Annotated in this window: 22 protein-coding genes; 10 read left to right on the forward strand and 12 right to left on the reverse strand. The window is 73.2% G+C overall.

Features of this window, described 5'->3' with window-relative positions:
• The first annotated feature begins 49 nt into the window (after window positions 1-49).
• Both GXW83_RS26380 and GXW83_RS26385 read left to right on the forward strand, forming a co-directional pair.
• The gene (locus GXW83_RS26380) at window positions 50-526 is read left to right on the forward strand and encodes a MarR family winged helix-turn-helix transcriptional regulator (RefSeq protein WP_182445564.1); all 477 of its coding nucleotides are present in this window, start codon (window positions 50-52) and stop codon (window positions 524-526) included.
• A 314-nt stretch (window positions 527-840) separates the two neighbouring features.
• Complete coding sequence (locus tag GXW83_RS26385) at window positions 841-2,010, forward strand: ATP-grasp domain-containing protein (RefSeq protein ID WP_182445565.1); 1,170 nt, start codon at window positions 841-843, stop codon at window positions 2,008-2,010.
• 67 nt (window positions 2,011-2,077) lie between these two features.
• Here the strand turns inward: GXW83_RS26385 and GXW83_RS26390 are convergent, their stop codons facing one another.
• On the reverse strand, window positions 2,078-2,803 hold the full coding sequence (locus GXW83_RS26390) for an alpha/beta hydrolase (protein ID WP_225447264.1): 726 nt from the start codon (window positions 2,801-2,803) through the stop codon (window positions 2,078-2,080).
• Between the two features lie 310 nt (window positions 2,804-3,113).
• On the opposite strand from GXW83_RS26390, the gene GXW83_RS26395 reads away from it, so the two are divergent.
• On the forward strand, window positions 3,114-3,932 hold the full coding sequence (locus GXW83_RS26395; RefSeq protein ID WP_182445566.1) for a G1 family glutamic endopeptidase: 819 nt from the start codon (window positions 3,114-3,116) through the stop codon (window positions 3,930-3,932).
• A 178-nt stretch (window positions 3,933-4,110) separates the two neighbouring features.
• Window positions 4,111-4,944 carry an SAM-dependent methyltransferase gene (locus GXW83_RS26400; RefSeq protein WP_182445567.1) on the forward strand — a complete coding sequence of 278 codons (834 nt, stop codon included), beginning with the start codon at window positions 4,111-4,113 and terminating at the stop codon, window positions 4,942-4,944.
• Here the strand turns inward: GXW83_RS26400 and GXW83_RS26405 are convergent.
• From GXW83_RS26405 to GXW83_RS26425, 5 genes are all read right to left on the reverse strand, one after another.
• Window positions 4,904-5,818 (reverse strand): STM4011 family radical SAM protein, encoded by a 915-nt coding sequence (locus GXW83_RS26405; RefSeq protein WP_182445568.1) that lies wholly within the window; start codon window positions 5,816-5,818, stop codon window positions 4,904-4,906. The genes GXW83_RS26400 and GXW83_RS26405 overlap by 41 nt on opposite strands.
• Window positions 5,819-5,828: 10 nt before the next feature.
• Window positions 5,829-7,307 carry an STM4012 family radical SAM protein gene (locus tag GXW83_RS26410; RefSeq protein ID WP_225447265.1) on the reverse strand — a complete coding sequence of 493 codons (1,479 nt, stop codon included), beginning with the start codon at window positions 7,305-7,307 and terminating at the stop codon, window positions 5,829-5,831.
• Window positions 7,304-8,125 (reverse strand): STM4013/SEN3800 family hydrolase, encoded by an 822-nt coding sequence (locus GXW83_RS26415; RefSeq protein ID WP_182447574.1) that lies wholly within the window; start codon window positions 8,123-8,125, stop codon window positions 7,304-7,306. The genes GXW83_RS26410 and GXW83_RS26415 overlap by 4 nt, the downstream gene beginning before the upstream one ends.
• 91 nt (window positions 8,126-8,216) lie before the next feature.
• Complete coding sequence (locus GXW83_RS26420; protein WP_225447266.1) at window positions 8,217-9,356, reverse strand: STM4014 family protein; 1,140 nt, start codon at window positions 9,354-9,356, stop codon at window positions 8,217-8,219.
• An 8-nt stretch (window positions 9,357-9,364) separates the two neighbouring features.
• A complete protein-coding gene (locus tag GXW83_RS26425) occupies window positions 9,365-10,309 on the reverse strand; it encodes an STM4015 family protein (protein ID WP_182445569.1) in 945 nt (314 codons plus the stop codon).
• Window positions 10,310-10,495: 186 nt separating this feature from the next.
• Between GXW83_RS26425 and GXW83_RS26430 the strand changes: the two genes are divergently transcribed.
• The 3 genes from GXW83_RS26430 (at window position 10,496) to GXW83_RS26440 (ending at window position 12,598) form a co-directional block, all read left to right on the forward strand.
• Complete coding sequence (locus GXW83_RS26430; protein ID WP_182445570.1) at window positions 10,496-10,822, forward strand: hypothetical protein; 327 nt, start codon at window positions 10,496-10,498, stop codon at window positions 10,820-10,822.
• A 48-nt stretch (window positions 10,823-10,870) separates the two neighbouring features.
• A complete protein-coding gene (locus tag GXW83_RS26435) occupies window positions 10,871-12,064 on the forward strand; it encodes a DUF6745 domain-containing protein (protein WP_182445571.1) in 1,194 nt (397 codons plus the stop codon).
• Between the two features lie 111 nt (window positions 12,065-12,175).
• Window positions 12,176-12,598 (forward strand): DUF6299 family protein, encoded by a 423-nt coding sequence (locus GXW83_RS26440; RefSeq protein WP_182445572.1) that lies wholly within the window; start codon window positions 12,176-12,178, stop codon window positions 12,596-12,598.
• 88 nt (window positions 12,599-12,686) lie between these two features.
• On the opposite strand, the gene GXW83_RS26445 is transcribed toward GXW83_RS26440, so the two are convergent.
• From GXW83_RS26445 to GXW83_RS26465, 5 genes are all read right to left on the reverse strand, one after another.
• On the reverse strand, window positions 12,687-13,880 hold the full coding sequence (locus tag GXW83_RS26445) for an RtcB family protein (RefSeq protein ID WP_182445573.1): 1,194 nt from the start codon (window positions 13,878-13,880) through the stop codon (window positions 12,687-12,689).
• A 372-nt stretch (window positions 13,881-14,252) separates the two neighbouring features.
• Entirely contained in the window at window positions 14,253-15,761 is a 1,509-nt protein-coding gene (locus tag GXW83_RS26450; protein ID WP_182445574.1) for an MFS transporter, read from the reverse strand.
• A 109-nt stretch (window positions 15,762-15,870) separates the two neighbouring features.
• Entirely contained in the window at window positions 15,871-16,533 is a 663-nt protein-coding gene (locus tag GXW83_RS26455; protein WP_182445575.1) for a TetR/AcrR family transcriptional regulator, read from the reverse strand.
• A 326-nt stretch (window positions 16,534-16,859) separates the two neighbouring features.
• Window positions 16,860-18,245: a pitrilysin family protein gene (locus GXW83_RS26460; RefSeq protein WP_182445576.1), complete on the reverse strand. Its 1,386-nt coding sequence runs from the start codon at window positions 18,243-18,245 to the stop codon at window positions 16,860-16,862.
• Window positions 18,242-19,615, reverse strand: coding sequence for a pitrilysin family protein (locus tag GXW83_RS26465; RefSeq protein ID WP_182445577.1), 1,374 nt, complete (start codon window positions 19,613-19,615; stop codon window positions 18,242-18,244). The genes GXW83_RS26460 and GXW83_RS26465 overlap by 4 nt, the downstream gene beginning before the upstream one ends.
• A 280-nt stretch (window positions 19,616-19,895) precedes the next feature.
• Between GXW83_RS26465 and GXW83_RS26470 the strand changes: the two genes are divergently transcribed.
• A complete protein-coding gene (locus GXW83_RS26470; protein ID WP_182445578.1) occupies window positions 19,896-22,346 on the forward strand; it encodes a DNA topoisomerase (ATP-hydrolyzing) subunit A in 2,451 nt (816 codons plus the stop codon).
• A 108-nt stretch (window positions 22,347-22,454) separates the two neighbouring features.
• Here GXW83_RS26470 and GXW83_RS26475 read toward each other — a convergent pair whose 3' ends face one another.
• Window positions 22,455-24,002 carry an IucA/IucC family siderophore biosynthesis protein gene (locus GXW83_RS26475; protein WP_225447267.1) on the reverse strand — a complete coding sequence of 516 codons (1,548 nt, stop codon included), beginning with the start codon at window positions 24,000-24,002 and terminating at the stop codon, window positions 22,455-22,457.
• Window positions 24,003-24,092: 90 nt separating this feature from the next.
• On the opposite strand from GXW83_RS26475, the gene GXW83_RS26480 reads away from it, so the two are divergent.
• Window positions 24,093-25,334 (forward strand): IucA/IucC family protein, encoded by a 1,242-nt coding sequence (locus GXW83_RS26480; protein WP_370466774.1) that lies wholly within the window; start codon window positions 24,093-24,095, stop codon window positions 25,332-25,334.
• A complete protein-coding gene (locus tag GXW83_RS35450) occupies window positions 25,271-25,732 on the forward strand; it encodes an IucA/IucC family C-terminal-domain containing protein (RefSeq protein WP_370466775.1) in 462 nt (153 codons plus the stop codon). Before GXW83_RS26480 ends, GXW83_RS35450 begins: the two co-directional genes overlap by 64 nt.
• Window positions 25,733-25,757: the final 25 nt, after the last annotated feature.

Genomic DNA, 25,757 nt, shown 5'->3' on the forward strand with positions numbered 1-25,757 from the left:
TAGCTTCTACAGCACTATATGCCGTGGCATCTAACGTAGACTATATGCCATGGCATCCAAAGTGAGCGGTGAGACGGACGACCTCCCGGGCTTCTTCGCTGACCTCGTCCGATGCGAGACGCGTCTGTACAACGCCCTCAACGACCGCCTGCGCGAGCGGCACGGGATCGTCACCTCGCAGTTCGAGTTCCTGCGCCACCTCCGCGACCACCCCGGAGCCCGGGTGGCGGATCTGGCGGCCGAGTTCGCCATCGGCATCGGGGCCACCAGCAAGGGCATCGACCGGCTGGAGCGGCAGGGCTGGGTCGCCCGCACGCCGAACCCGGCGGACCGCCGGTCGTCCCTTCTCGAACTGACCGACGAAGGCGTGCAGTTGGCCGACGCGGCGGAGGCGACCTTCACCGAGCGGCTGGCCGAGCTGATCACCGGCGCACTCCGGACGTCCCCCGTGGCGGCCGCCGCACAGACCCTCTCCGAGCTGCGCACCTTCCTGGAGCGCGAGCAGATCGGCACGCCCACCGGCTGACGCGTTCCACACCCTTTCCGGCCCGGTACGGGCGCCCCCGCGACCGCCGCGCCGGGGCGCCGAACGCCCGCACGGCCCCGGCCATGTGTTAACAGGCGATGACGGGACGACCCCGGCGTACCCCGCCACTCGCGCAACCGGCCTCCGGCATGATCTGATACGCCCACGACCCAGGCGCAGCGGTGTTCCAGCCCCGCAACCACCCGGGCCGCACCTGACCATGGCCACGGCCCCACGCACAGGTGGGCGCCGTCGGCCAGTGTCACCACGAAGCCCCGCCCTGTCCTACTGGCCTTCGTCCTGGAGACACCGCGTTGAACGACCCGCTGCGCATCTGGCTGAACCGTACCTACGCCGAGAACGCCTTCTTCGTCGCCCTGTTGCGCGAGAACGCCGACCAGGTCGACGTCGAGGTGCATGCCACCCACGTCGATCCCGACTCCCCGGTCCTGCGCGCAGCGGACGTCTCCTCCCTCGAACCGGACCAGCTCTCGCCCGCCGCCTACGTCGAGTTCGCGCTGGACTACTGCACCCGGCACCGGATCGACCTGTTCCTGCCGCGACTGCACCAGCAGGCGGTGGCCGCACAGCGCGCGGAGTTCGCGGCGGCGGGCACGACCGTGGTCAGCCCGCCCAGTTCGGCGATCGAGCTGTTCAGCGACAAGGCCACCGCCTACGAGGCGCTGGCGGCGGCCGGCCTGCCGGTGCCGCCGTGGTGGCGGGTGCGCGACTCGGCAGCGCTGCTGGCGGCGGTGGAGGAGATCGAGGCGGACGGCGGCACGCCCTGCCTGAAGCCGGTGACCGGCGCGGGCGGCGAGGGCTTCCGGATGCTCTCCCGCAAGCCCTTCTCGCTGGCCCGGCTGGCCGGTTCGCCCAGTTGGAGCGTCGGCCTGGACCAGGTGCTGGAAGCGCTCGACCGGGCCGCCGAACTCACCCCGGGCGTACCGCCGGTGGACTGGCTGGTGATGCCGCACCTGGCCGGGCCCGAGGTGTCGGTGGACTGCCTGGTCGACCCCGAGGGCAGGCTGCGCGGGGCGATCGGCCGCACCAAGGAGGGCCGCCGCCGGGGCTTCACCCTGGATCCGGCCTATCTGGCCCCGGCCGCCGAGCTGGCCGAGGGCTTCTGCCTGAGCTATCTGACGAACATTCAGTTCCGGCACCACCGGGGCGTTCCGGTGCTGCTTGACATCAACACCCGGCCGTCCGGCGGGCTGCACCAGCTCTCCCGCTGCGGGGTCAACTTCCCTTGGGCCGCCGTGCAGTTGGCGCTCGGGCGGGAGCCGGTCGGGCTGGACTCGCCGGTCCTCGGCGGGGACTACACGCTCATCTCCACCCCCTACCCGGCGCTCGCGCCGATCGCCGTCCCGGCCCCGGCCGCTGCGGCTTTCGTCCAGGAGCCGGAGCCGGGGCACGCGTTGCCGATACCGGCACCGCGCGTCCCGGTCGTCGACCTCGCGCCGGAGGCGCCCGCCGCACTGGCCTGACGCAACGCCAGTTCGGGCCCCGCGGGGCCCGTCCTGCGCGAGACCGCCCTGCTGGCCTGTTCGCCGGTCAGCAGCCGGCGGCGGCCTCGGCCAGCAGGTCGGCCGTCGTGCGTCCGGCCCGGACGGCGTGCTCGGCGGTGGCCGGGCGGCAGCGCCCGAGCCCGGGGTCGTACTCGGCCAGGACGACCCCGGCGTGGTCGCCCTGGGATTCGGTGTAGCTGACCGGCCAGCCGCAGGCCCGGGCGAACGGCGTGAACTCCCGCGCGGAGCGTACGTCCACGACGGCGTCGGCCGTCCCGTGGTGCAGCCACAGCGGCACCGGCGCCTGCCGGGTGACGGCGATGTCGTCGATCGCGGCAGGGCCCATCCGGACGTCCGAGGAGGTCAGGTAGTTTCCGGCGAGGCCGACGACCGCCGCCGGACGCCAGCCGTCCCGCGCCGGGCGCAGCGCCGTGGCCATCGCCGCCCGGGCGCCGAGGGACCATCCGGCGAGGACGGCGCGGTCGGGATCGCCGCCCCAGTCGGCGGCGCGGGCGCGCAGGAAGTCCACGGACTCGTGCAGGTGGGTCCAGCCGCCGTCGGGCTCGTCCGAGCGCCAGTCGGGCACCAGCACCAGCAGCCCCAGCGCGGCGGCCTGCCCGGCGAGCGACGCGAGGACGTCCCGTTCGTCCTTGCCGCGACCGTGCCAGAGCAGCACCGTCCCGGTGGGGCGGCCGTGCGGGCGGTGCACGTCCAACAGCTTGCCGCTGGGCCCGTAGCCGACCGTGGCTGACTTCTCCATCACGTCGTTCATGCCCCTGTCCTTTCCCACCTGCTGCGACGTCATGCCCCGGAAACAATGCCGGTGGGGCGCAGCGGCACTCACGGGGGCCGTGGTCACGCGGACGGACCCGCCCGATCGCTGACAGTGCACGGAACGGCCATGCTGTCAGTGAGTTCAGGATGTTCACAGGAATCTCCCCGGAATGAGCACTTCCGAACTCTTGTCATGAACGCGAAGGCTCATGCAGGCTGTGTCCGCCGCCCGGGATCACGGACCACAACAGTCGGCGCCCGACCGGGCCGCACGGCGCCACCCGGCGTCCCAGCCCAGGGAGACCCCCATGTCCCAGAGAACCCCTGCCCGCCTGCTCGCCATAGCCACCGGCATCATCACCGCCGCCGCCCTGGCGGCACCCGCCGCGCACGCCGCCCAGCCCGGCCCCGCCGCGCACCACCGGCACGCCGCCCAGGTCAGCGCCTCGCTGGCGCGCCGCGAGAGTCACAACCTACGCCTGCGGCACCGGACGAGGAGGAACGACACCGTCACCTCCGGCAACTGGTCCGGCTACGCGGCCACCGGCTCGTCCGGCAGCTACACCTCCGTCACCTCCTCCTGGGTGCAGCCCTCGGTGAGCTGCGGCTCCCAGGACACCTACTCCTCCTTCTGGGTCGGCCTGGACGGCTACGACAACTCCGCCCTGGAGCAGACCGGGACCGAGGCCGACTGCATCAACGGCCAGGCCCAGTACGGCGCCTGGTGGGAGGTGCTGCCCGCGTCCGAGTCGCCGTGGTCGGTGGACGTCGAGCCCGGCGACCAGATGACCGCCACCGTCACCGACAACGGCGACGGCACCTTCACCATGACGCTGTCCGACGGCACCCAGGGCTGGAACCAGACCACCACCCAACAGGGCTCCTCCGGCTACCAGGACAGCTCGGCCGAGGTCATCGCCGAGGCCACGCAGGTCGACGGCCAGATCGCCGACCTGTCCGACTTCGGCACGGTCGACTTCACCGGCTCCGACGCCGACGGCAACGCCCTGGACAGCTACGCGCCCACCGGCATCGTCATGCAGAACCAGGACAGCGGCGACACCACCGCCCAGCCCGGCGCGATCTCCGACGGCTCCTTCGCCGACACCTGGGAGAACGCCGAATGACCACCCCGCACCCGGGGTGACCTCCCCGGGCCGCACCGGCCCCACCCGGTACGGCCCGGGGTTCCCGCCCAGGCGCTGCCCGCGTCCGCTGCCGCCGGACACGGCGTCACTCCGCGGACAACCGCCCTACACTGGGCGCCAGTTCACACGCGCACGCGAGTACGACTGGGGGCGGGGCATGACCGGCAAGCCGCAGGATTCGTTGTTGCCGATATCGGACGAGACGGTCGAACCCGACCTGCGCTTCGATCCCGACGTCGCCAGCCCCGCCCGGATGTACGACTACTACCTGGGCGGGAAGGACAACTACGCGGCGGACCGGGCGGTCGCCGACACCATGATCGCCACGCACCCGGTGGTGCTGGCCGGGGCCCGGGGGAACCGCCGGTTCATGGTGCGCGCGGTGGAGGCGCTGGCCCAGGCCGGGGTGCGGCAGTTCATCGACATCGGCGCGGGCATCCCCACCTCGCCCAACACCCACGAGGTCGCCCAGCGGTCCCACCCGGGCGCGAGAGTGGTCTACGTCGACAACGACCCGGTCGTCCTGGCCCACACCCGGGCGCTGCGGTCCGCGCCCGGGGTGGTGGCCATCGAGGGCGACGTGCGCGAGCCGGAGGCCATCCTGGCCGATCCGCAGCTCACCGACCACATCGACTTCTCCCAGCCGGTCGGCCTGCTGCTGGTGGCGGTGCTGCACTTCATCCGGCACGACGAGTACCCGGAGGAGCTGGTCGACCGGCTGGTCCGGCCGCTCGTGCCCGGCAGCCACCTGGTGGTCTCCAGCGGCTCCTCCGAGGGCCACAGCCCGGAGGCGGTGGCCCGGTTCGAGGCCACCTACCAGAAGTCCAGCTCGCCGCTGGTGCTGCACTCCCGCGCCGACGTGGCCCGCTGGCTGAGCGGCTTCGAACTGCTCGACCCGGGCATCACCTCCATCTTCAAGTGGCGTGCGGACGAGGAGATCCCGGGCGACCTCAGCTGGCTGGGCGCGGCAGGCCGCCTGCCGCAGCGCTGACCACCGGCAGGCCGCCCGGCCGCCGCTCCGGCCACGCCTGCGGTATCCGCTCCAGCACCCCGCCCGCGAAGACGTCGTACAGCGGCAGCGACTCCAGGTGCACATAGCCGATGTGGCAGTCGCACACCGCCAGCGGGCACGGCCGGGGGCGCAGCGCCGCGCGGTAGCTGCCGTCGTACAGGTTGCCGAGGGGCTCCTTGACGAAGTGACAGCGGCGCACCGTGCCCTCGCCGTCCACGGAGACGACGGACTCGCCGGTGCGGCACGGGCGGCCCGCGCTGGCGTGCGGGCGGCGGCTGTAGTCGAACAGCGGATCGAGCGCGGTCCACTGCTCGGCCTCGGCGTCGGTGTAGCCGCGCCCCTCCTGCGCGTTGATCCACAGGTAGACGTGGTCCGGCAGCGCCGCCCTCATCCGCCGGGCCGCCTCCAGGTGCTGCGGGTCGCCGACCACGCCGACGCTGTAGCGGACCGCGCGGGCGTCCAGCTCGCGGCACTTGCCGAGGAACCGGTCGTGGCCGACCTGGCCGGGGTGGTAGGTGGTCCACAGCGCCAGCGTGCGCGGGTCGGCGTGCTCGACCCAGGCGGTCCGGTGACTCAGATTGGTCTGCACGGCCACCCGCTTGACGTGCGGGAGCCTGCTCAGCTCCGCCAGCGTCCGCCGGTACCAGGAGCGGGTCAGGCCCTCGCCCCAAGGGGTGAACAGCAGTGAGAGCCGGTCGCCGTGCCGGTCGGCGGCCCAGCCGGCGAAGCGCGCCAGCGCCTCCCGGTCGGCGGTGAGCTGCTCCCGGCTGTCGCGGCGCTTGGCGAAGGGGCAGTACGGGCAGTCGTAGTCGCAGGAGGCGAGCGGACCCCGGTAGAGGATGGTCAGATCCATGGCCGCGCGCTCACCTGGCCTGGTAGGCGGCCATGGCGGTGGCGGCCCGGGAGGAGAAGAACGCGGGCCCCACCGCGTCGGAGTGCGCCAGCCCCTCGGGCGTCAGCCGCAGCCGCCCGGGCACGGTCACCGCGTCGTCCAGCCAGCCGAGGTCGTGCAGGCGCTCCAGCTCGGCGGCGAAGTCCTCGGCCGCCGAGGTGCCGAAGCGCTCCCGGTAGCCGGCGGTGTCCAGGCCCTCGTTCTGCAGCAGCGACTGGATCAGGTGTCGCCGCCGGGCCTCCTGCGCGTCCATGGCCCAACCGACCTCGGCCCGGTCGAAGTCCTCGGCGGGGCGGGCGACGTAGTCGTCGACGATGCCGCGGATCTCGGTCATGGAGACCGCGTAGTCGAAGGAGTAGTGCAGGGCGTGGGTGTAGGAGCGGGCGCCGCAGCCCAGGCCGATCATGCCGTCGGTCTGGCAGCAGTACTCGGTGCCCCCGGCCTGCGGCGAGGCGGCGCGCCGGAACATCCGCATGGACACCTGCTCGTAGCCGGCGGCCAGCAGCTGGTCGCGGCCGCTGCGGTAGAGGGCGAGCCGCCGGGCGTCCCACTCCGGATCGGCGGCGGCCGGTCCGTCAGCGGTCGGTGCGTCAGCGGTCGGTGCGGCCGTGGCGGACTCCCGTGCGGCGTCGGCTTGTTCGCGCCGGGCCAGACCGGTCAGCGGGCGGACGTAGAGCGGGTAGAGGTACAGCTCCTCCGGCTCCCAGGCGAGCGCGGCGTCCAGCGAGTAGCGCCAACTGGCCTCGGTCTGGCCGTCGATGCCGTAGATCAGGTCGAGGTTGAGCACCGGTATCCGGGCGTCGCGGACCAGGCCGATGGCGGTCTCGACGTCCGCCCGGCGCTGCGGACGCACGGCGGCCCGGGCCTCGTGCTCCACGAAGCTCTGCACGCCCAGGCTGAGCCGGGTGGTCCCGCGTTCGGCCAGCACCGCCATCCGGTCCCTGGTGCTGGTGGACGGGGACGCCTCGACCGACAGCGGAATGGCCCGCAGGTCGGCGCCCATCCGGGTCTCGACGATGTCGCAGAGGCGCTCCAGCTCGGCGGCGGTGAGGAAGGTGGGCGTACCGCCGCCGAACGCGGCCTGCGCGAACCGCGCCTCCGCGCCGACCGCCGCGGCCACCCGGGCGGCCTGCCGGTCGAGCGCGTCCAGGTAGGCGGTGGTCAGGCCGTCCGGGGCGCCGATGCGGGTGAACAGGTTGCAGAAACCGCAGCGCACCTCGCAGAAGGGGATGTGCGCGTAGAACGACAGCGCCTGCTTGGGCTCCTGCGCCCACAGCTCGGCCAGGCGCGGCCGGGGCTGCAGCGGGCGGTACGCCGTCTTGTGCGGATAGGCGTAGACGTAGCTCTGGTAGGGGCTCCGGTACGGCTCGGCGGCCGGGCCCGGTCCGGTACCGATGCCGGTGTCGGGGCCGTCGGCCGGGGACAGGGCGGCGGTGCTCATGGCGCTCATGCGGGACCTTCTTCGGCGGCGGGCAGCGTGAACTGCGCGTAGGGGACGGTCCAGACGACCTCGTGGCCGATGCGGTGCCCGGTGTAGCCGTCCTCGCCGTAGGCCGTGCCGTGGTCGGCGCAGACGACGGCGAAGCACGGACGCCTGCGCCGCATCACCGCGAACAGCCGCGGCAGGTGCCGGTCGACGTACTCCAGCGCGGCCGCGTGCGACGCCCGGTCGTCCCCGTGCTCGCGGGTGGCGCCGGGCAGGTGGAACCAGTTCGGCTGGTGCAGCGCCGAGACGTTGAGGAAGAGGAACAGCGGCTGTCCGGCGGGCTGCTCGGCGCAGACCTGCTCGGCCACCGCCACCTGCGCTTCGAACGACGTCGGCGAGGTGACGCCCAGCTCCGGTGCCCAGTGGCTCTCCTGGAACAGGCCGGGCAGCACGGACCCGAGCGGGCCCTGCTTGTTGAAGAAGCCGACGCCGCCGACGCAGACCGTGCGGTAGCCGACGGCGGCCAGCCCGGAGACCAGGTCGGGGGTGTCGTAGACGAAGGTGGTCCCCGCCGTGCTCTCGCTGCCCGCGAAGCTCGCTGCGAACAGCCGTGGGTGCGGGCCGCCTGGCTCGGCCGGGGTCGGCAGGAATCCGGCGAGGATCGCCTGGTGGGCGGCGTAGGTGAAGCTGCCGGGGGTGTGCCGCCGCTCCCAGCGGCCCCCGGGCAGGACGGCGGCCAGGTTCGGCGTCCGTCCGGCCTCGGCCAGCTCGACGGCGACGTCGTAGCGCAGGGTGTCCAGGGTGACCATGAGGATGTCGTGGGTGCCGACGATCGACCGCATGTCGGGCGCGGCCGGGGTCGTTGCGGGCGGGGTCGTTGCGGGCGGGGTCGTTGCGGGCGGGATGTTCACAGGTGCGGTCCTTCGGCTGCGCTCAGGCGGCTTTTGCTCGGAGTGCGGCGGCGACGAACGCCGCGTAGGTGTCCTGGCCCTCGGCGGCGGAGCCGGGAAGGCCGGTGAGGCGGGGCAGCAGGTCGCCGAAGGCGTTGACCTCGCCCACGGCGTGGCGTTGCCAGCCGATGCCGGGGAGCACGTCCACGCCCACGGTGGGGCTGTTCGGGAAGCACCGCGCCGCCGCCTCGCTGGTGTCGAGGAGGCTCCGCCAGTGCGGGCCGGCGGCTGCGCGGACCAGGTCGAGATCGCCGCGCGCCCCGCCCAGGTGCAGGTTGGTCATCGGGTGCCGACTGGTGCGCAGCACGGCATGGGTGGCCCGCCCGGCGGTGACCACCACCCGCAGGTCGGCGGGCCGACCGTGCTGGGTGGCCTTGGGGAGCCAGCGTTCCACGTGCAGCGGCTCGCGGGCGAGGGCGTCGAACAGCGCGCGCAGCTGCGGCTCCTCGGTGTAGCTGCGCACCCGCAGCGAGTTGAACAGCTGCACCGCACCGCCGTCGGAGCGCGTCGGCTCCACGGAGGTGGTGGCGCGGGCCCGGCCGTCCGGGCCGAGTTCCAGCGCCACCACGCCCGAGCCGGACGAGCCGTGGGCGGGCTTCACGAAGACCCGCCGCATCCCGGCGTCCGCCAGCCGGGTCCGCAGGTCCTCCCAACCGGACAGGGCCTCCCTCCCCTGGTCGAGCGCGGCGGGCACGGGCACGCCCGCCGCGCCGAGCAGCGCGTGCGCGCGCCGCTTGTCGAACATGACGGCGATCTCCTCGGCCTCCCCGAGCAGGGTGCACCCCGGGGTGGTCGCGGCGGCTGCGGCGAGGGCCCGCAGCGCGGAGGTGAAGCGGCGGTACCACGGCGCTCCGCCCTCGACCCGGGCCGGGTTCCAGCCCGCGCCGAGCTCCGGACCGCGCAGCAGCCGGTCGACCTCGTCGTCCTCGCCCGGCGAGTCGATCCGCAGCAGCGTGCCCTCTGCCAGGGCCACGTCACCGCGCAGCACGGCCTGCCAGGCCAGGACGGCAGGGTCGGGGCAGCCGGCCCGGCGCACGGCCGCGCGGAACAGCTCGACGCGTCGACTGCCGGGGTTGCCGACCACGGTGAAGTGCGTTTCGCCGGGCGGGCGTTGGGCGTGCACGACGGCGCCTATTCGGCGACGGCGACGTAGTGCCACAACTCGCCGTTGTAGTCCTGCGGCTTCTCCTGCTCGCTGAGGTCGACGTCGACCCCGGCCGGTTCCAGGGCCTGCCGCAGCCGCTCGACCATCCCGTCGCTCAGGAAGTGGTGGTGCAGGTCGAGCCGCTTGAGGTGGGTGAGCGGCTGGCCCGACAGCAGGGCCTCGGCCCCGGCGTCGGTGAGCACGCCCATGGACAGGGCCAGCGTCTCCAGCGCGGGCACCACCGGGGCGTGGGCGACGGCCTCGGCGATGGCGTCCTCGATATCGCTGTCCTGCAACCCGAGGTGGCGCAGCCGCGGGAAGCGGACCCCGGAGAGCAGCGGGGCCAGGTCGGCGACGGTGGTGTCGGCCCCGTACTCCTCGGCGCCCAGCCACAGCTCCAGGCGCTCCAGGGCGGGCAGTTCGCTGTCGGATATGCCGCGCACCACCGCCGCCGACATGCCGCCGGACTCCAGCCGCAGGGTGCGCAGCGACGCGTGCCGCACCGGCGTGAACTCCCGGTGACCGCCGCGGGCACCGAGCACCTCCAGCTCGGGGTAGGCCACCAGCAGTGGTGCCAGGTCGGTCTGTTCGATCCAGGAGATCTCGTTCTCCTCCGAGATGAGGTCCGCCAGGAAGAACGCCTTGAGGGCCGGGAAGCGGTCCTTGAGGTCGATCACGCGCTGCAGTTCGGGGCCGAGGCTGTCCTCGTACAGGTCCTCGCCCCAGGCGCCGAGCACCAGCGCGGTGACCCTGGTGGTGTCCACATGGGCCAGGAACCGCTCCCAGATCTGCCCGATGCCGTCGTCGGAGTTCCAGTCGTAGCGGATCCGCCAGGCGACCTCGTCCGGGGCCGGCAGGTCGTCCGGGATGATGACCGAGGGCAGGTCGTACACCGGCAGCCCGTTCAGCTCGGTCAGGTGTTGTGCGTACATGGCGGCGGCTCCCTCGCATGGTCGGACAGTGGCCCTGTTCCTATCAGGTGTGACTGACATCGCGGTTTCAGGGGCCTGGCGAAGGGGAGTCGGGGGCGGCCGCGCGGCCGGTTGTCAGTGGCGCCTCGTAGTGTCCGGGACATGGAGCCGACGGACCCTCAGCGGGCCGTAGCGGAAGGGGAAGCCATGTTCCGACAGGGAGACGTACTCCTGGTTCCGATCGCGGAGGGGGCGGTGCCGCCGCTGGTGCACGCCCTCCCCCAGCAGGCGCGGGACGGCCGCGGTCGGCTCGTGCTGGCCCGGGGCGAGGCGACCGGGCACACGCACGCCGTGGTCGGCCCCGGTTCGCTGGCACGCGAGTCGGACGAGTTCGGCCAGGCGTGGCTGCACCTGGCCGAGGGCGGCCGGGTGGTGCACGAGGAGCACGCGGCGATAGCGCTGGCCCGGGGCTGGTACCGGATCGTCAGGCAGCGCGAGTACACCCCGGGAAGCCTCCGCGTCGTCGCGGACTGACGTGCCGACAACCACCACGCAGAACTGCCGGATCGAAGGAGATGACGCATGAGCGGTTCGACCTCTACCCACACGGGCACCGACTGGCGGGCCGTGGCGCTGCGCACCGGGCCCGCCGACCGGGCCGCCGCAGAGGCCGGTGTGCGCGCCGCCTACCGCTCGGCGGGGCTGGCCGAGCCCTGCACGGTGGTCTGGTTCGACTCACCGCTGCAGGCGACGGCCGCCGCGCTGCTGCTGACCGGAGCCGACGCCGTCGTCCGCGAGGCCGTCGTCCGCGACCCGGCGACAGGCGCACCGGCCGACAGTGCCGACACCGGAGCCGGAGCCGACGCCGAGCGGGTGCTGGCCGAGGCGGCACGCATCCTCGCCGGGCACGGCGTCGCCGCCGAGCCGGGCGCTGCGGGCGGCAGCGTCCGCGAGGCCCTGCGCACCGCCCCGTGGGAGGCCGCGCGCCGCCGCAGCCTGACCGCCCTGGGGCCGACCGACTGGTCCGAGCACTGGTCCCGGACCGGCGGCGAGCTCTGGCTCCGCATCAGCGATCTGACCCAGCGCATACGCGGCGCGGTGGCCGACCGCCTGGGCGGCCCGGACGATCCGACCCGACCGGTCGGCCCGGCCCGCTCGGCCGTGCGCCTGGCCATGCTGGACGCGCTCTGCGGTCAGCACGACGCCGCCTGGCTGTCCGCCCTGGCCGAGGCCCCCGAACTGGACGGCCTGGCCCGCACGGCCGCCGCCGCGGGCTGGTGGTGGCCCTACCGCGATGTGGTCCTGCTGACGGAGCGTCCGATCGCCCTGCACCAGGACGAACCGGGCCGACTGCACTGCGCCGACGGCCCCGCGCTGGCCTTCCCGGACGGCTTCGCCCTGCACGCCTGGCGGGGCATGCCGGTCCCGGCGGGCTTCCTGGACCGCCTGGCCGCGCTGACCGCAGCCGACATCCGCACCGAGGCCAATGCGGAGCTGCGCCGGGTCATGCTCGAGTACTACGGCTACGAGCGCTACCTCGCCGAGTCCGGCGCCACCCCGGTCCACCGGGACGAGACCGGCGTGCTGTGGCGGATAGAACTGCCCGGGGACGAGGCAGTGGTGACGGTCGAGGTGGTCAACTCCACTCCGGAGCCGGACGGCAGCCACCGGGTCTACTGGCTCCGGGTGCCGCCGCGCACCCGCACCGCCCGCGAGGGCGTCGCCTGGACCTTCGGCCTCACCGCCGAGGAGTACCAGCCCGCGCTCCAGACCTGACCACGGGCGCGGCGATCGGCGGCGACTCGCCGCCGTGCGGGTGAGGGTGCCGGGTTCCCGGCCCCGCGCACGGTAGCTGTATGCGCACACACCGTCAAACAGGAGGTAGTCGTGCGAGGTCGTCTTGCTGTCGTGGGGGCCGTCGGGGTCCTGGTCGTCTGGGCCGCGGGCCCGGCGGGCGCGGAGGTCGGCGACACCGTGTCGGCCAACCCCACCGGAGTGATCGCCAAGGACGGGACGGTCACCCTGTCCGGCACGTACCAGTGCGAGTCGTCCACCGGAACGGTGGTCAGCAGCACGCTCGTCTCCGGCTCCACCTACAGCAGCATCGGCGGCAGCGCGCCCGCCGTCTGCGACGGCGCGGAGCACACCTGGCAGAACACGGGCAAGCCCTTCCCGGCGGCCTCGGCCGGCCCGGTCACGGTGGAGGTGTCCCTGGTCCAGCTGCAGTGGACGCCGTCCTCCCTCATCCCGCAGATCGACCGCCTGGCCGACCAGCGCCAACAGGTCACCCTGGTCCCCACCGCCGGCTGACCCCGCCCCCGCGCCGTCGGCCGGCCCCGCGCCCCTCCCCTGTCCGGGCCCCGCACCCGGCCGACGCGCCCCCCAGCGGGCACGCAACTCAACCCTTGACGCAGACGAGCTGCTTGAGCTGGGCGACGACCTCGACCAGGTCGGTCTGCTGGGCCATGACCTTCTCGATGGGCTTGTACGCGCCCGGGATCTCGTCCACGACGCCGGAGTCCTTGCGGCACTCCACGCCGCGGGTCTGCTCCTCCAGGTCGCGGACGCCGAACTTCTTCTTGGCCGCCGTCCGGGACATCTTCCGGCCCGCGCCGTGCGAGGCCGAGTTGAAGGCGGCCTCGTTGCCCAGGCCCTTGACGATGTACGAGCCGGTGCCCATGGAGCCCGGGATGATGCCGAACTCGCCGGAGCCCGCGCGGATCGCGCCCTTGCGGGTCACCAGCAGCTCCTGGCCGTCGTACGTCTCCTCGCTGACGTAGTTGTGGTGGCAGCTGATGACCTGGTCGAAGGTGACCTTGGCGCGGGCGAACTCCTTGCGGACGACGGTCTGGAAGAGCGCCATCATCAGGGCGCGGTTGTGCTTGGCGTACTCCTGGGCCCAGAAGAGGTCCTGGCGGTAGGCGGCCATCTGCGGGGTGTCCGAGATGAAGACGGCGAGGTCGCGGTCGACCAGGCCCTGGTTGTGCGGCAGCGAACGGGCCACGTTCATGTGGTGCTCCGCCAGTTCCTTGCCGATGTTGCGGGAGCCGGAGTGCAGCATCAGCCAGACCGAGCCGCTGGTGTCGAGGCAGAACTCCACGAAGTGGTTGCCGCTGCCGAGCGAGCCCATCTGCGCCATGGCGCGCTCCCGGCGCCCGTGCACCTGCGGGGCGATGCCGTCGAAGCGGGACCAGAAGTCGTCCCACCCGGCGGTCGGGTAGCCGTGCAGGGTGCGCGGGTCGACCACCTCGGCGTGGGCGGCCCGGCCGACCGGGATGGCCTCCTCGATCTTCGAGCGGAGCCGGCCGAGGTTGTCCGGCAGGTCGCGGGCGGTGAGCGAGGTCCTGACCGCGCTCATGCCGCAGCCGATGTCCACGCCGACGGCGGCCGGGCACACGGCGCCCTTCATGGCGATGACGGACCCCACGGTCGCGCCCTTGCCCAGGTGGACGTCGGGCATGACGGCCAGGCCCTGGATCCACGGCAGGGTGGAGATGTTGCGCAGCTGCTGCATGGCCTGGCTCTCGACCGCAGCCGGATCGGTCCACATCCGTATGGGTACGCGGACGCCGGGGACCTGGGTGTACGACATGGTGCTTCGACCTCCGGGGTCGGTGAAAGTCTACGTCTGTTGCCGTACGAACGACCGGTACGGCGCGGGTGAGGCGGGTGCTCAGCTCTGTGGAGTGGCGGCGGAGGGGCGTCGCCCGGGGGAGGTGCGCACGCTGACGCGTCCGCGTATCGACTCGACCCGCATGGTGATGCCTCCTCTCCACCGCCGGGGACCGGCTCGAATGCCGGTCGCAGGCACTATCTAGCCACGCCGCAGAAGGGCGGTGCAACGCGTTTTCCGCGCACGGCAGCGGCCCCCGTCTCTGTGTTCGAGGCGGGGGCCGCTGCCGTGGTCCGGCCGGTCGCAGCAGATGTGACGCCGCGTCAGTCCGGTTGGGTGTTCAGGGGTGGATCAGTGCAGGACCATCGGCACCGAGGCGTCGCCGATCTCCTCGCCGACACCGCCGGCGACCGGGGCCACCGCTTCGCGGCCGACGTTGACCAGGGTGAGGGCGATCGCCGCCGCCACCACCAGGATGCCGACCGCGACCCAGATCGCGGCGACGTAGCCGTGCACCGAGGCCTGGTTGATCAGGGCCGGGTTGCCGCCGTGGGCCTTGAGGTAGCTGGTGGTGGCGTTGACCGCGACCGTGCTGAGCAGCGCGGTCCCGATCGAGCCGCCGACCTGCTGCGAGGTGTTGATCATCGCCGAGGCGACACCCGCGTCCGCGGCCTGGACCCGGTAGGAGGACAGGCTCATGGCGGGCATGAAGGCGGTACCCATGCCCAGGCCGAGCAGGATCAGGCCGGGCAGGATCACCGACGCGTAGGAGCTGGTGACCGAGAGCCGGGTGAGGATCAGCATGCCGACCGCGGCGACGACGAAGCCGGGGCCCATCAGCAGGCGCGGCGGGACGCGGGTCATCAGCCGGGCGCCGATCTGGGTGGAGCCGGTGATCATGCCCGCGATCATGGGCAGGAAGGCGACGCCGGTCATGACCGGGCTGTAGCCCTTGATCTGCTGCAGGTAGTAGGTCAGGAAGAGGAACAGGCCGAACATCCCGATGATGGCCAGGCCCAGCGAGAGGTAGACACCGCCGCGGTTGCGGTTGGTGATCACGCGCAGCGGCAGCAACGGGGCCTTGACCTTGGCCTCGACCAGGACGAAGGCGGCGAGCAGGACCACCGAGGCGGCGAACATGCCGAGCGTGATGCCGGCGCCCCAGCCGTTGGTGGACGCCTTGGTGAAGCCGTAGACCAGCGCGACCAGGCCGGTGGTGGCGAGCACCACGCCGGGGATGTCGAGCTTGTTGCGGTTGCGCGAGCCCTCGGGCTCGTGGATGTAGGCGACCGCGCCGATGGCGGCGATCACGGCGAAGAAGATGTTGATGAACAGGGCCCAGCGCCAGTTGGCGTACTGGGTGAGCACGCCGCCGAGGATCAGGCCGACGGCGCCGCCGGCACCGGCGATGGCGCCGAAGATGCCGAACGCCTTGGCGCGCTCCTTGGCCTCGGTGAAGGTCACCGCGAGCAGCGAGAGCGCGGCCGGTGCGAGCAGCGCGCCGAAGACGCCCTGCAGGGCGCGGGCGCCGAGCAGCATGGCCTCGTTGACGGCGGAGCCGCCGAGCGCGGAGGCCAGGGCGAAGCCGACCAGGCCGATGATGAAGGCGCGCTTGCGTCCCCACAGGTCGGAGATGCGTCCGCCGAAGAGCAGCAGGCCGCCGAAGGCCAGGCTGTAGGCGGTGATGACCCACTGCCGGTCGGCGTTGGAGATGTGCAGCGACGCCTGGGCGTGCGGCAGGGCGATGTTCACCACGGTGGCGTCGAGGACCACCATGAGCTGGGCGATGGCTATGAAGGCCAGTGCTTTCCAGCGCTGCGGGTGCGGCTGGACTGGTACGGACGAACCGGTCTCGGGCATGGGTGTTTCCCAGGTCTGTGTGTCAGTGGGCGAATCACGACTGACACACCGTCAATGTGTGCCTGTCGAATATGAGTTGTTCAGTGGTCGAGTGTTCGTCGGTCGGTGTTCAACGTTCCGACAGCGCCGTGCAGTCGCGGCGCAGGTCCATGAGGGTGACCGGACGCCCGGGGAGGGCGGACCGGCCGGGTGCGCGCAGCCCGTCGAGGAAGAGTTGCAGGCTGCGGTGCACGAAGAGGTCGTGGTCGGTGGAGTCGGACCCCGGCAGCGGCCGGGCCATCTGGGCCGCGACGGTGAGGATGTCACCGGCGCCGACGTCGGTACGGAGGCCGCCCTCCGCCTGGGCCTTCTCGATGATGGCCTCGACCGCACTGTCGAGGCGGTTCTGCGCGGCGAGCAGCTCCGGTTCGGCCGGATCCATCCACTCGGCGAACATCGGGCACAGCGCGCCGACCTTCCATTCGACCGCGCCGTGGACGACCTGCTCCAGGGCGTCGAACGCCTGGTCGGCCTCGGCGATCATCACCTCGGCCTGGGTCGCCATCGTATCGAAGACGGAGAGCACGACGCTGCGCGACAGCTCCCGCCGGTCCGGGAAGTGCCGGTACAGCGTGGCGTTCCCGACCCCGGCCCTGCGGGCGATCTCGTCCAGCGGGGCATCCGGCCCGAACTCGACGAACACCTCCTGCGCGGCGGCGACGATACGCTCGCGGTTGCGGGTGGCGTCCGCGCGCAGCCGCGGGGCGCCGGTCTTGGCGATGAGGTCGGTCATGGCGCGCTCCTTAGCTGCTCGTACGGTCCGGACGGGTGCCGTGCCTGCGAAGAACCGGGGAAAGGTCCCCCGCTTACTCAGTCAATCAGCTAAACGGGGAACAGCTCCCCGGAAAGTCCCCAGATTGATGTGACGCCCGTCACACTTGCCCGGTTTTGGCGGCCTGCTCACTGTCCGCACCCTTGGCCTGACGCGCTGGTGATGGTATCGGCGGGCCGCAGCAGGGCCGGGCAGCACTACAGGAAGCGGCCGGGGCCCGGGCCCGGAAACGCGGCCCCGGCCCCGGCCGGTGGTGTCAGTTGTCAGATTGTCGGCTTGCCGGGCTGTCAGGCGCTGATGACGGTGACCTCGCCGATGCCCAGCTCCTTGACCGGGCCGGAGATGGCGGCCGCGTCGCCGACCAGGACGGTGACCAGGCGGTCCGGCGGGAAGGCCGCGGCGACGGCGGCCGTGGCCTGCGCGGTGGTGGTCTCCGCCAGGCGGCGGTAGGTCTGCGCCTGGTAGTCGTCCGGCAGGCCCTGCTCGACCTGGTCGCCCAGGGTGGAGCAGACCGCGGCGGCGGTCTCGTACCGCAGCGGGGCCACACCGACGAGGTTCTGCACGGCGACGTCGCGCTCCTCATCGGTGAGCCCCTCGGCGGCGAGGGCGCGCAGGATCGTCCAGGTGTCGGCCAGCGCCGGTCCGGTGGACTCGGTGTCGACCGAGCCGGAGATGGCGAGCATGGCCCGGCCGCTGCCGTCCGGCGCCGAGCGCAGCGGCTGGGCGAAGGCCCGGACGCCGTAGGTGTAGCCCTTCTCCTCGCGCAGCACCCGGTCCAGCCGCGAGGTGAGGGTGCCGCCGAGGCAGTAGGTGCCGAGGATCTGCGCGGCCCAGGCCGGGTCGTGCCGGTCGGGGCCGACCCGGCCGATGAGCAGCTGGGTCTGCACCGAGCCGGGGCGGTCGACGATGACGACCCGGCCGGTGTCGTCGGCGGTGACGGCTCCGGCGACGGAGGCCTCGGCCGGGCTGCCGGTCCAGGCGCCGAGGGTGTCGGCGAGCACCGCGTCGAAGTCCACCGCGGAGAAGTCGCCGACGATGACGACGGTGGCCGTCGCCGGGCGGACGTGCGCGGCGTAGAAGTCGGCGACCGCCGCGCGGTCGATGCCCTTGACCGTGTCGGCGGTGCCGGCCCGGGGCCGGGAGATCCGGTCGGCGGCGTCGAACAGCTCGCCGTAGAGCGCGAACGCGGCGCGCCGGGAGGGGTTGGCCAGCTCGTGGACGATCTCGTCCAGCCGGTTGGCGACCAGCCGCTCGATCTCGTCGGCGGGCAGCGCCGGGGCGCGCACCGCGTCGGCGAGCAGCCGCAGGCCGCGCTCGGTGCGGGAGGCCGGGACCTCCAGCGAGATCCGCAGCGCGGTGTGGTCGGCGTGGGCGTCCAGGGTGGCCCCGGCGCGCTCCAGTTCGGCGGCGAACTCCTCGGCGGTCATCGTCTCGGTGCCTTCGGAGAAGGCCCGGGCGAGGATGGTCGCCACGCCGTCCAGACCGGCCGGTTCGGCGGCGAGCGGGGCGTCCAGCAGCAGGTCGACGGCGACGAGCTTCTGCCCGGGGCGGTCGCAGCGCAGCACGGTCAGCCCGTTGGGCAGGGTGCTGCGGGTGGGCGCGGGGAACGCCCAGGGGGTCGCCGGGCCCGGCTCGGGGCGGGGATGGAACGTCATGGCGGGGGTGATGGTCATGCGTGGACATCCTCATCGGCGTCGTCGGAAACGGCTGCGGCGGCATCGGCGTCTTCGGCGTCGTCGCCGTCGTCGGGGACGGACGGCTCGTAGGTGAGCACGACGCGGTTGTCCGGTGTCAGGAACCGTGCGGCGACGGCCTGCACCTCCTCGGCGGTGACGTCCAGGACCTTGTCCAGGGCCGAGTTCAGCAGCTTGGGGTCGCCGAACAGCACGGCGTAGCGGCACAGCTCGTCGGCGCGGCCGTTGACCGTGTCGAGGCGGTCCAGCCACTCACGCTCGATCTGCGCCTGGGCGCGCTCCAGCTCCTCCGGGGTGGGGCCCTCGGCGGCGAAGCGGGCCAGCTCCTCGTCGACGGCGGCCTCGACCGAGGCCAGCGAGGCGTCGCCGGAGGTCTTGGCGTCGAGCCAGCCCAGCGAGGGCGCACCGGCCAGCCGCAGCAGCCCGAATCCGGCGGTGACGGCGCTGCGGTCGCGCCGCACCAGGCGGTTGTAGAGACGGCTGGACTCGCCCGTGCCGAGGATGGTGAGCGCCAGGTCGGCGGCGTCGGCCTCGCGGGTGCCGTCCAGCGGCAGCGGGTACACGGCCATCATCGCCCGCGAGGGGACCTCCTCGACCAGGTGCTCGCGCAGCGGCGCCGAGCCGTCCCGGACGATGGTGGAGCCGTCGCGCGGCGGGCGCTTGCCGTCGTGCCCGGGGATGGAGCCGAAGTACTTCTCGATCCAGGCGAGGGTCTGCTCGGGGTCGATGTCGCCGACGACGGCCAGCACCGCGTTGTTGGGCGCGTAGTAGGTGGTGAAGAACTCCTGCGCGTCGGCGAGGGTGGCCGCGTCGAGGTCCGCCATCGAGCCGATGGGCGTGTGGTGGTAGGGGTGACCGTCCGGGAAGGCCATGGCGACCAGCCGCTCGAAGGACGTCCCGTACGGCACGTTGTCGTAGCGCTGGCGGCGCTCGTTCTTGACGACGGCGCGCTGGTTGTCGAGGCCGGTGAGGTCGAGCGAGCTGAGCAGCGAGCCCATCCGGTCGGCCTCCAGCCACAGCGCGAGCTCCACCTGGTGGGCCGGCATGGTCTCGAAGTAGTTGGTGCGTTCGAAGCTGGTGGTGCCGTTGAGCGAGCCGCCGGCGGCCTGGATCAGCTCGAAGTGGCCGTTCCCGGGCACGGACGCCGAGCCCTGGAACATCAGGTGCTCGAAGAGGTGGGCCAGGCCGGTACGGCCCTTGACCTCGTGCCGGGAACCGACGTCGTACCAGAGGCACACCGCCGCGACCGGGGTGAGATGGTCCTCGGAGAGCACCACGCGCAACCCGTTGCCCAGGGTGTGCTCGCTGACGACGAATCCGTTGGTGGAACTGGGGGCCTGGTCGGCCATCCGCTCTCGTCCTTCCGGTCGGTTGCTGCTCGGATCTTCATTGTGCTGCAACGAGCGAGACGGCCGGACAGTGCTGGAGGGCGCGACCGAATCCGGATTGTCGGTCCCAGGGTCCAGAATGGGTGCCGTCGCACGTCCCGTCCCGCTTGTCCGAACCATGTCCGTACTCCGCCGTCTGTATTCCGCCGCCCGTACACCGCCGTGTCGGCCGGCCGCACGCCGTCCGTAGTCTCGTACCCGCCTGTATTCGCATCTGTAATCGCAAGGGAGCGCCGCCGCGATGGCCCGCCGCAGTTCGCAGACACCACCGCCAGAGGATTTCGAGGAGCGCATCCTCGACATCGACGTCGTGGACGAGATGCAGGGCTCCTTCCTGGAGTACGCCTACTCGGTGATCTACTCCCGGGCCCTGCCCGACGCCCGCGACGGCCTCAAGCCCGTCCACCGCAGGGTGCTGTACCAGGCCAACGAGATGGGCCTGCGCCCGGACCGCGGGTACGTCAAGAGCGCGCGCGTGGTGGGCGAGGTGATGGGCCGGCTGCACCCGCACGGCGACGCGTCCATCTACGACACCCTGGTGCGGCTGGCGCAGCCGTTCTCGATGCGCCTGCCGCTGATCGACGGCCACGGCAACTTCGGCTCGCTGGGCAACGACGACCCGCCGGCCGCGATGCGCTACACCGAGTCCAGGCTGACGGCCGCGTCGATGGCGATGGTGGAGTCCATCGACGAGGACACCGTCGACTTCGCCCCCAACTACGACGGCAGCGAGCAGGAGCCCGGCGTCCTGCCGTCGGCCTTCCCGAACCTGCTGGTCAACGGCGCGACCGGGATCGCCGTGGGCATGGCGACCAACATGCCGCCGCACAACCTGGGCGAGGTGGTGGCCGCCGCCCGGCACCTGATCAAGCATCCGGGGGCGGACCTCGACACGCTGATGCGCTTCATCCCCGGCCCGGACCTGCCCACCGGCGGCCGGATCGTGGGCCTGGCCGGCATCAGGGACGCGTACGAGAACGGCCGCGGCACCTTCAAGATCCGCGCCAAGGTGACGGTCGAGGACGTCACGCCGCGCCGCAAGGGCCTGGTCGTCACCGAGCTGCCGTTCAACGTCGGCCCGGAGAAGGTCATCTCGAAGATCAAGGACCTGGTCAACGCGAAGAAGCTGCAGGGCATCTCCGACGTCAAGGACCTCACCGACCGCTCGCACGGCCTGCGCCTGGTCATCGAGGTCAAGAACGGCTTCGTGCCGGAGGCCCTGCTGGAGCAGCTCTACAAGCTGACGCCGATGGAGGAGTCCTTCGGCATCAACAACGTGGCGCTGGTGGACGGCCAGCCGCTGACGCTGGGCCTGAAGGAGCTGCTGGAGGTCTACGTCGACCACCGCTTCGAGGTCGTCCGGCGCCGCTCCGAGTTCCGCCGCACCAAGCGCCAGGACCGGCTGCACCTGGTCGAGGGCCTGCTGGTGGCGCTGCTGGACATCGACGCGGTGATCGCCGTGATCCGCGGCAGCGACAACACCGCGATGGCCAAGGAGCGCCTGATGGAGCGCTTCGGGCTGTCCGAGACGCAGACCGTCTACATCCTGGATACCCCGCTGCGCCGGCTGACCCGCTTCGACCAGGTCGAGCTGGAGGCCGAGCAGGACCGGCTGCGGGCCGAGATCACCGAGCTGTCGGAGATCCTGGAGTCGGACACCGTGCTGCGCAAGCTGGTGTCGGACGAACTCGCGGCCGTCTCCAAGAAGTTCGGCACCGAGCGGCGCACGGTGCTGCTGGAGTCCGGCGCCGTCGCCGTCGCCTCGGTCCCGCTGGAGGTCGCCGACGACCCGTGCCGGGTGCTGCTCTCCTCGACCGGCCTGCTGGCCCGCACCGCCGACGCGGTGCAGGCGGTGGACGCCGAGGGCGGCCGGACCAGGCACGACGTGGTCGTGTCGGCGGTGGCGGCCACCGCCCGGGCCGACATCGGCGCGGTCACCACCGCCGGGCGGGTGCTGCGGCTGCCGGTGATCGACCTGCCGTCGCTTCCGCCCAGCTCCAGCGCGCCCAACCTGTCCGGCGGCGCCCAGGTGTCGGAGTTCCTCAAGCTGGACGCCGGTGAGAAGGTGCTGGCGCTGACCAGCCTGGACGAGTCCTCGCCGGGCCTGGCGCTCGGCACCGAGCAGGGCATCGTCAAGCGGGTCGTCCCCGACTGGCCTGAGAACAAGGACGAGTTCGAGGTCATCGCGCTGAAGGACGGCGACCGGCTGGTCGGCGCGGTGGAGCTGCGCACCGGCGAGGAGGAGCTGGTGTTCATCACCACCGATGCCCAACTGCTGCGCTTCCAGGCGTCGCAGGTGCGGCCGCAGGGGCGTCCGGCGGGCGGCATGGCCGGTATCAAGCTGGGCGAGGGGGCGCGGGTGCTGTCCTTCACCGCGGTCGACCCCTCGGTGGACGCGGTGGTGGTCACCGTCGCCGGGGCTGCCGAGACCCTGGACGGCCTGGCGCTGAGCACCGCCAAGGCCACGCCGTTCGACCAGTACCCGCGCAAGGGCCGGGCCACCGGCGGGGTCCGCTGCCAGCGGTTCCTCAAGGGCGAGAGCGCCCTGGTGCTGGCCTGGGCCGGGGCCGCGCCCGCCCGGGCGGCCACGGCCAACGGCTCCCCGGCCGAGCTGCCGGGCCGCGACCCGCGCCGCGACGGCTCGGGCGTGCCGCTGGCGAAGGAGATCGCCGCGGTCGCCGGACCGGCCTGACCGGTTCCTCCCACCGGCCCGGCCCGCACACCCCCGTGCGCCGGGCCGGGCCGAGCTGCGCCGGGCCGGGCCGGGCTGCGCCGGGCCCGTGGGCGTGGAGCCGGGCCGTCAGCGCGGGGCCGCCAGCGGGTTGGGCAGCGGGGTGTACGCGGAGTCCCCGCCGTCCGCGTCCAGCCAGCGCAGCAGCAGGTTGGTCTTGGCCGGGACGGTCGGGGCGGCCAGCAGCTCGGCGACCTCCGGCTGGTCGCCCCAGCGGGCGAAGACCTCGCGGGCCGACGGCCACAGCTCCCCCGCCACGGACGGGCACTGCTCGGCCACCGCCCCGGCGATCTCCAGCAGATGGTTGGTCACCAGGCAGTACACCAGCCGCTGCCAGCCGTAGTCGGCCGGGACGCCGGGGGTGGGGGCGTCCGGGCCGAGGCTCGCCAGCAGCGCGGCATGCCGCTCCGCCACCAGCTTGACGCCCTCGTGGTCGCGGAAGACGGCGCGGTCCGGGTAGCCCTCCCGGTCCATGCCGACCAGGACGTTCTGCAGGTGGCACTCCAGCACCACCCCGTGCCGGGCGTAGGCGTGCAGCACCGGGGGCACGACCTGCTCGACGTAGCGCCGCCACCACTCCAGCGCCCGGCCGGGCGCCGCTCCGTCGAGCGGGCTGCCGGGGAAGCCCTCGCTGAGCCCGGCGGAGAGCAGCGGGCGCGGGCCCGGGCCGAAGCCGTCCCGCAGCAGCACCGCGAACGCCTCGTGGTCGTCCTCGCCGCCGGGGCCGGTGAGCGTGCGGTAGCCCCGGTCGGCCAGCATGGAGGCGGTCGGCGGTCCGTCCGCGAACGCCTTGGCGACCAGCTCGTCGATCGGCTCCAGCCAGCGCAGGTCGCGCAGCCACAGCCGGCGGATGTCGTTGGTGACCCGCACGTCCAGGCTGAACTTCAGCGCCAGGTCGTGGTCGGGCAGGTACACCGTGCGCAGCGAGGAGGTGGCCCAGGCGCGCTCGCGGGTCGCTCCCAGCCGCAGTACCCGGCCGTCGCGCAGGGCGGGCCGGTCCCCGAGCAGCTCCAGCTGCCAGGGGTGGGCGGGCAGCACCCGGTACCCGGCCGGGGCGCGGTCGCCCCAGAGGCCGTCCAGCGCGGCGGTGTCGCCCGCCCCGGCCAGCAGTTCCTCCGGCACGCCGAGCAGTTGCAGCGGGAAGGCGGCGCCCGCCTCCGGCGCGTACGGCAGCCAGCTCTGCGGCGGGCCGCCACCGCGGGTCTTCGGCGCGGGGTGGTGGCGGTGCCCGGCGAGCAGCGCCTGCTCGGACCGCAGGTACGGGTCGGCGCCGGGGGCGCTCTGCCCGCCCCGGGCCCGCAGGACGGCGGCGGCGACGTCCCGGCTGTCGCGGATCTCCTCCGGCAGCAGCCGGTTGTCCACCCCGGTGCGGGCCCGCAGCTCGCGGCAGGCCAGCTGCACCAGGCCGTCCAGGTCCAGCGGGCGCCAGCCGTCGGCGGTGGACAGCTCCGGGTGCGCGGGCCGGCGGCCTTCGCGGACCCGGAACCGCTCCCCGGCCGCCGGGAGCAGATACGCTGCCCCCTCGGGCCGCGCCAGCTCACGGATCAGGCAGTTCAGCACCGCCGTCATGGTGAGGGCGTCCGCCCGGCTGCTCGTCTCGTCCACAGGATCAGTCACGGAACGCCCCCTTCGTCGGAATTCGCTGAGAGCTCCGTCCGCGATCACACCGCGCACACGCAGGGTAGGAGTCAGCTCATGCCTCACCATATGCGTCCCCAGGAATCCGCTGTCGCCACCGAGTTGCAGGCGCTGCGGCCGGAGCTGGCCGAGGGGTTCGCCGCAGCGCTGCCGGGTGCCAGGGCGGCGGTGCTGGCCAGGCTCTGGCGCGCGCTGCTGTTCGAGCGGCAGCTGGCCGAGGCCGTCCCCGAGCGGCTGCGCGGTCTGTTGCAGGGGCCCCCGGCGCACGCGTACGACGTGGGCGCTCCGCGCTCCGGCGGGGGCGTGCGGCTGGCCGGGCGGGAGATCGCCCACCCCGCCGAGCTGCTGGCGGCGCTGGAGCTGCCCGGCAGCTCCGGCCTGGTCGCCGAGCTGGACCACAGCGTGGCCTCGCTGGCGCTCTCCCGCGCCGGGAGCAGCGGCGCGGCGCTCGGCCCGGCGGCGGGCCGGGAGTCCGGCCCGGGCCTGGTCGGCCACGAGCAGAGCGTGGTGGACGGGCACCCCTACCACCCCTGCTGCCGCAGCCGCCCCGGCTTCACCGTCGCCGACCAGCTGGCCTACGCGCCCGAGCACCGGCAGCGGGTGCCGCTGGGCCTGGTCGCGGTGGACTCCGCGGACTGCCTCGCCGTCGGCGACTGGCCGCAGGCGCTGCGGGACGGCGACCGGCTGCTGCTGCCGACGCACCCGTGGCAGCTGCGCGAGGTCCTGCCGGGCCTCGGCTTCGCCGGGACCGGGGAGAGCCTGCCGGCGCAGCCGCTGATGGCGGTGCGCACGCTGGCCCCGGTGGACGGCGGCCCGCACCTGAAGACCTCGCTGTCGCTGCGGATGACCTCGGCCGTGCGGGACATCTCCGGCGAGTCGGTGGTCAACAGCGCGCCGCTGTCCGCGCTGCTGGAGGAGGTGTGCGCCCGGCTCGGCGGCGGGCTGCTGGTCACCCGCAACCTGGCGGCGGCGAGCGCGCTGCTGCCGGGCGGCGCGCCGAGCCGGGATCTGGCGGTGCTGGTCCGGGAGTCCCCCGAGGTGTACGCCGGGCCGGGCGAGCAGGTGGTGCCGCTGGCCGCCCTCGCCGAGCACCCGGCGACCGTGGCCGGTCCGGCGGGGGCCGATCCGGCGGCGGGGGCCGATCCGGCCGACTGGCTGCGCGCCTTCGCCGCGCTGGCCTGGACGCCGCTGCTGCGGCTGCTGTCCTGGGGGTGGCGCTGGAGGCCCACGGACAGAACCTGCTGGTCGTGCTGGACCGGCGGCGGCGCCCGCTGCGGCTGGTCTACCGGGATCTCGCGGACGTCCGGGTGAGCCGGCGGCGGCTGGACGCCCAGGGAATCCGCCCGGCCGCGCTGGCCGTCCTCGGCGGGCACGTGCTGGAGGACGATCCGGTGGCGCTGCGCCGCAAGCTGTTCGGCTCGCTGCTGGGCGGCACCTTCAGCGCCCTGGTCTCGGCCCTGGGCCGGGGCGACCGCGACCGGGAGGCACTGCTGTGGGCGGCAGTCACCGATGAGGCAGAAGTGGCGGCCAAAGAGGTGTTGTCCGCCGAGGACGGGCAGGCGCTGCTGTGGGAGGCACTGCCGGCGAAGGCCCTGACCGCAATGCGGCTGTCCGGCCGGCCCCCGGGCGACGAGTGGACGCAGCTGCCGAACCCGCTGATGGGCGGGGCGGCAGAACCGGCAATTTGGGGGCTCCGTGAATCCATCTAGGGAAAGTAAGGCTAACCTTTCCAAT

Source organism: Streptacidiphilus sp. PB12-B1b, from assembly GCF_014084125.1.
Classification (GTDB): Bacteria; Actinomycetota; Actinomycetes; order Streptomycetales; family Streptomycetaceae; genus Streptacidiphilus.

What these genes read in the sequence shown, in the direction of transcription:
- GXW83_RS26480 (WP_370466774.1), top strand. Translation starts at nt 24,093, where the DNA reads ATGCGTCCCCAGGAATCCGCTGTCGCCACCGAGTTGCAGGCGCTGCGG.
- GXW83_RS26460 (WP_182445576.1), bottom strand. Translation starts at nt 18,245, where the DNA reads ATGACCATCACCCCCGCCATGACGTTCCATCCCCGCCCCGAGCCGGGC.
- GXW83_RS26435 (WP_182445571.1), top strand. Translation starts at nt 10,871, where the DNA reads ATGAGCGGTTCGACCTCTACCCACACGGGCACCGACTGGCGGGCCGTG.
- GXW83_RS26400 (WP_182445567.1), top strand. Translation starts at nt 4,111, where the DNA reads ATGACCGGCAAGCCGCAGGATTCGTTGTTGCCGATATCGGACGAGACG.
- GXW83_RS26380 (WP_182445564.1), top strand. Translation starts at nt 50, where the DNA reads ATGGCATCCAAAGTGAGCGGTGAGACGGACGACCTCCCGGGCTTCTTC.
- GXW83_RS26465 (WP_182445577.1), bottom strand. Translation starts at nt 19,615, where the DNA reads ATGGCCGACCAGGCCCCCAGTTCCACCAACGGATTCGTCGTCAGCGAG.
- GXW83_RS26455 (WP_182445575.1), bottom strand. Translation starts at nt 16,533, where the DNA reads ATGACCGACCTCATCGCCAAGACCGGCGCCCCGCGGCTGCGCGCGGAC.
- GXW83_RS26410 (WP_225447265.1), bottom strand. Translation starts at nt 7,307, where the DNA reads ATGAGCGCCATGAGCACCGCCGCCCTGTCCCCGGCCGACGGCCCCGAC.
- GXW83_RS26415 (WP_182447574.1), bottom strand. Translation starts at nt 8,125, where the DNA reads ATGCGGTCGATCGTCGGCACCCACGACATCCTCATGGTCACCCTGGAC.
- GXW83_RS26470 (WP_182445578.1), top strand. Translation starts at nt 19,896, where the DNA reads ATGGCCCGCCGCAGTTCGCAGACACCACCGCCAGAGGATTTCGAGGAG.
- GXW83_RS26395 (WP_182445566.1), top strand. Translation starts at nt 3,114, where the DNA reads ATGTCCCAGAGAACCCCTGCCCGCCTGCTCGCCATAGCCACCGGCATC.
- GXW83_RS26405 (WP_182445568.1), bottom strand. Translation starts at nt 5,818, where the DNA reads ATGGATCTGACCATCCTCTACCGGGGTCCGCTCGCCTCCTGCGACTAC.
- GXW83_RS26430 (WP_182445570.1), top strand. Translation starts at nt 10,496, where the DNA reads ATGTTCCGACAGGGAGACGTACTCCTGGTTCCGATCGCGGAGGGGGCG.
- GXW83_RS26450 (WP_182445574.1), bottom strand. Translation starts at nt 15,761, where the DNA reads ATGCCCGAGACCGGTTCGTCCGTACCAGTCCAGCCGCACCCGCAGCGC.
- GXW83_RS26390 (WP_225447264.1), bottom strand. Translation starts at nt 2,803, where the DNA reads ATGAACGACGTGATGGAGAAGTCAGCCACGGTCGGCTACGGGCCCAGC.
- GXW83_RS26445 (WP_182445573.1), bottom strand. Translation starts at nt 13,880, where the DNA reads ATGTCGTACACCCAGGTCCCCGGCGTCCGCGTACCCATACGGATGTGG.
- GXW83_RS26425 (WP_182445569.1), bottom strand. Translation starts at nt 10,309, where the DNA reads ATGTACGCACAACACCTGACCGAGCTGAACGGGCTGCCGGTGTACGAC.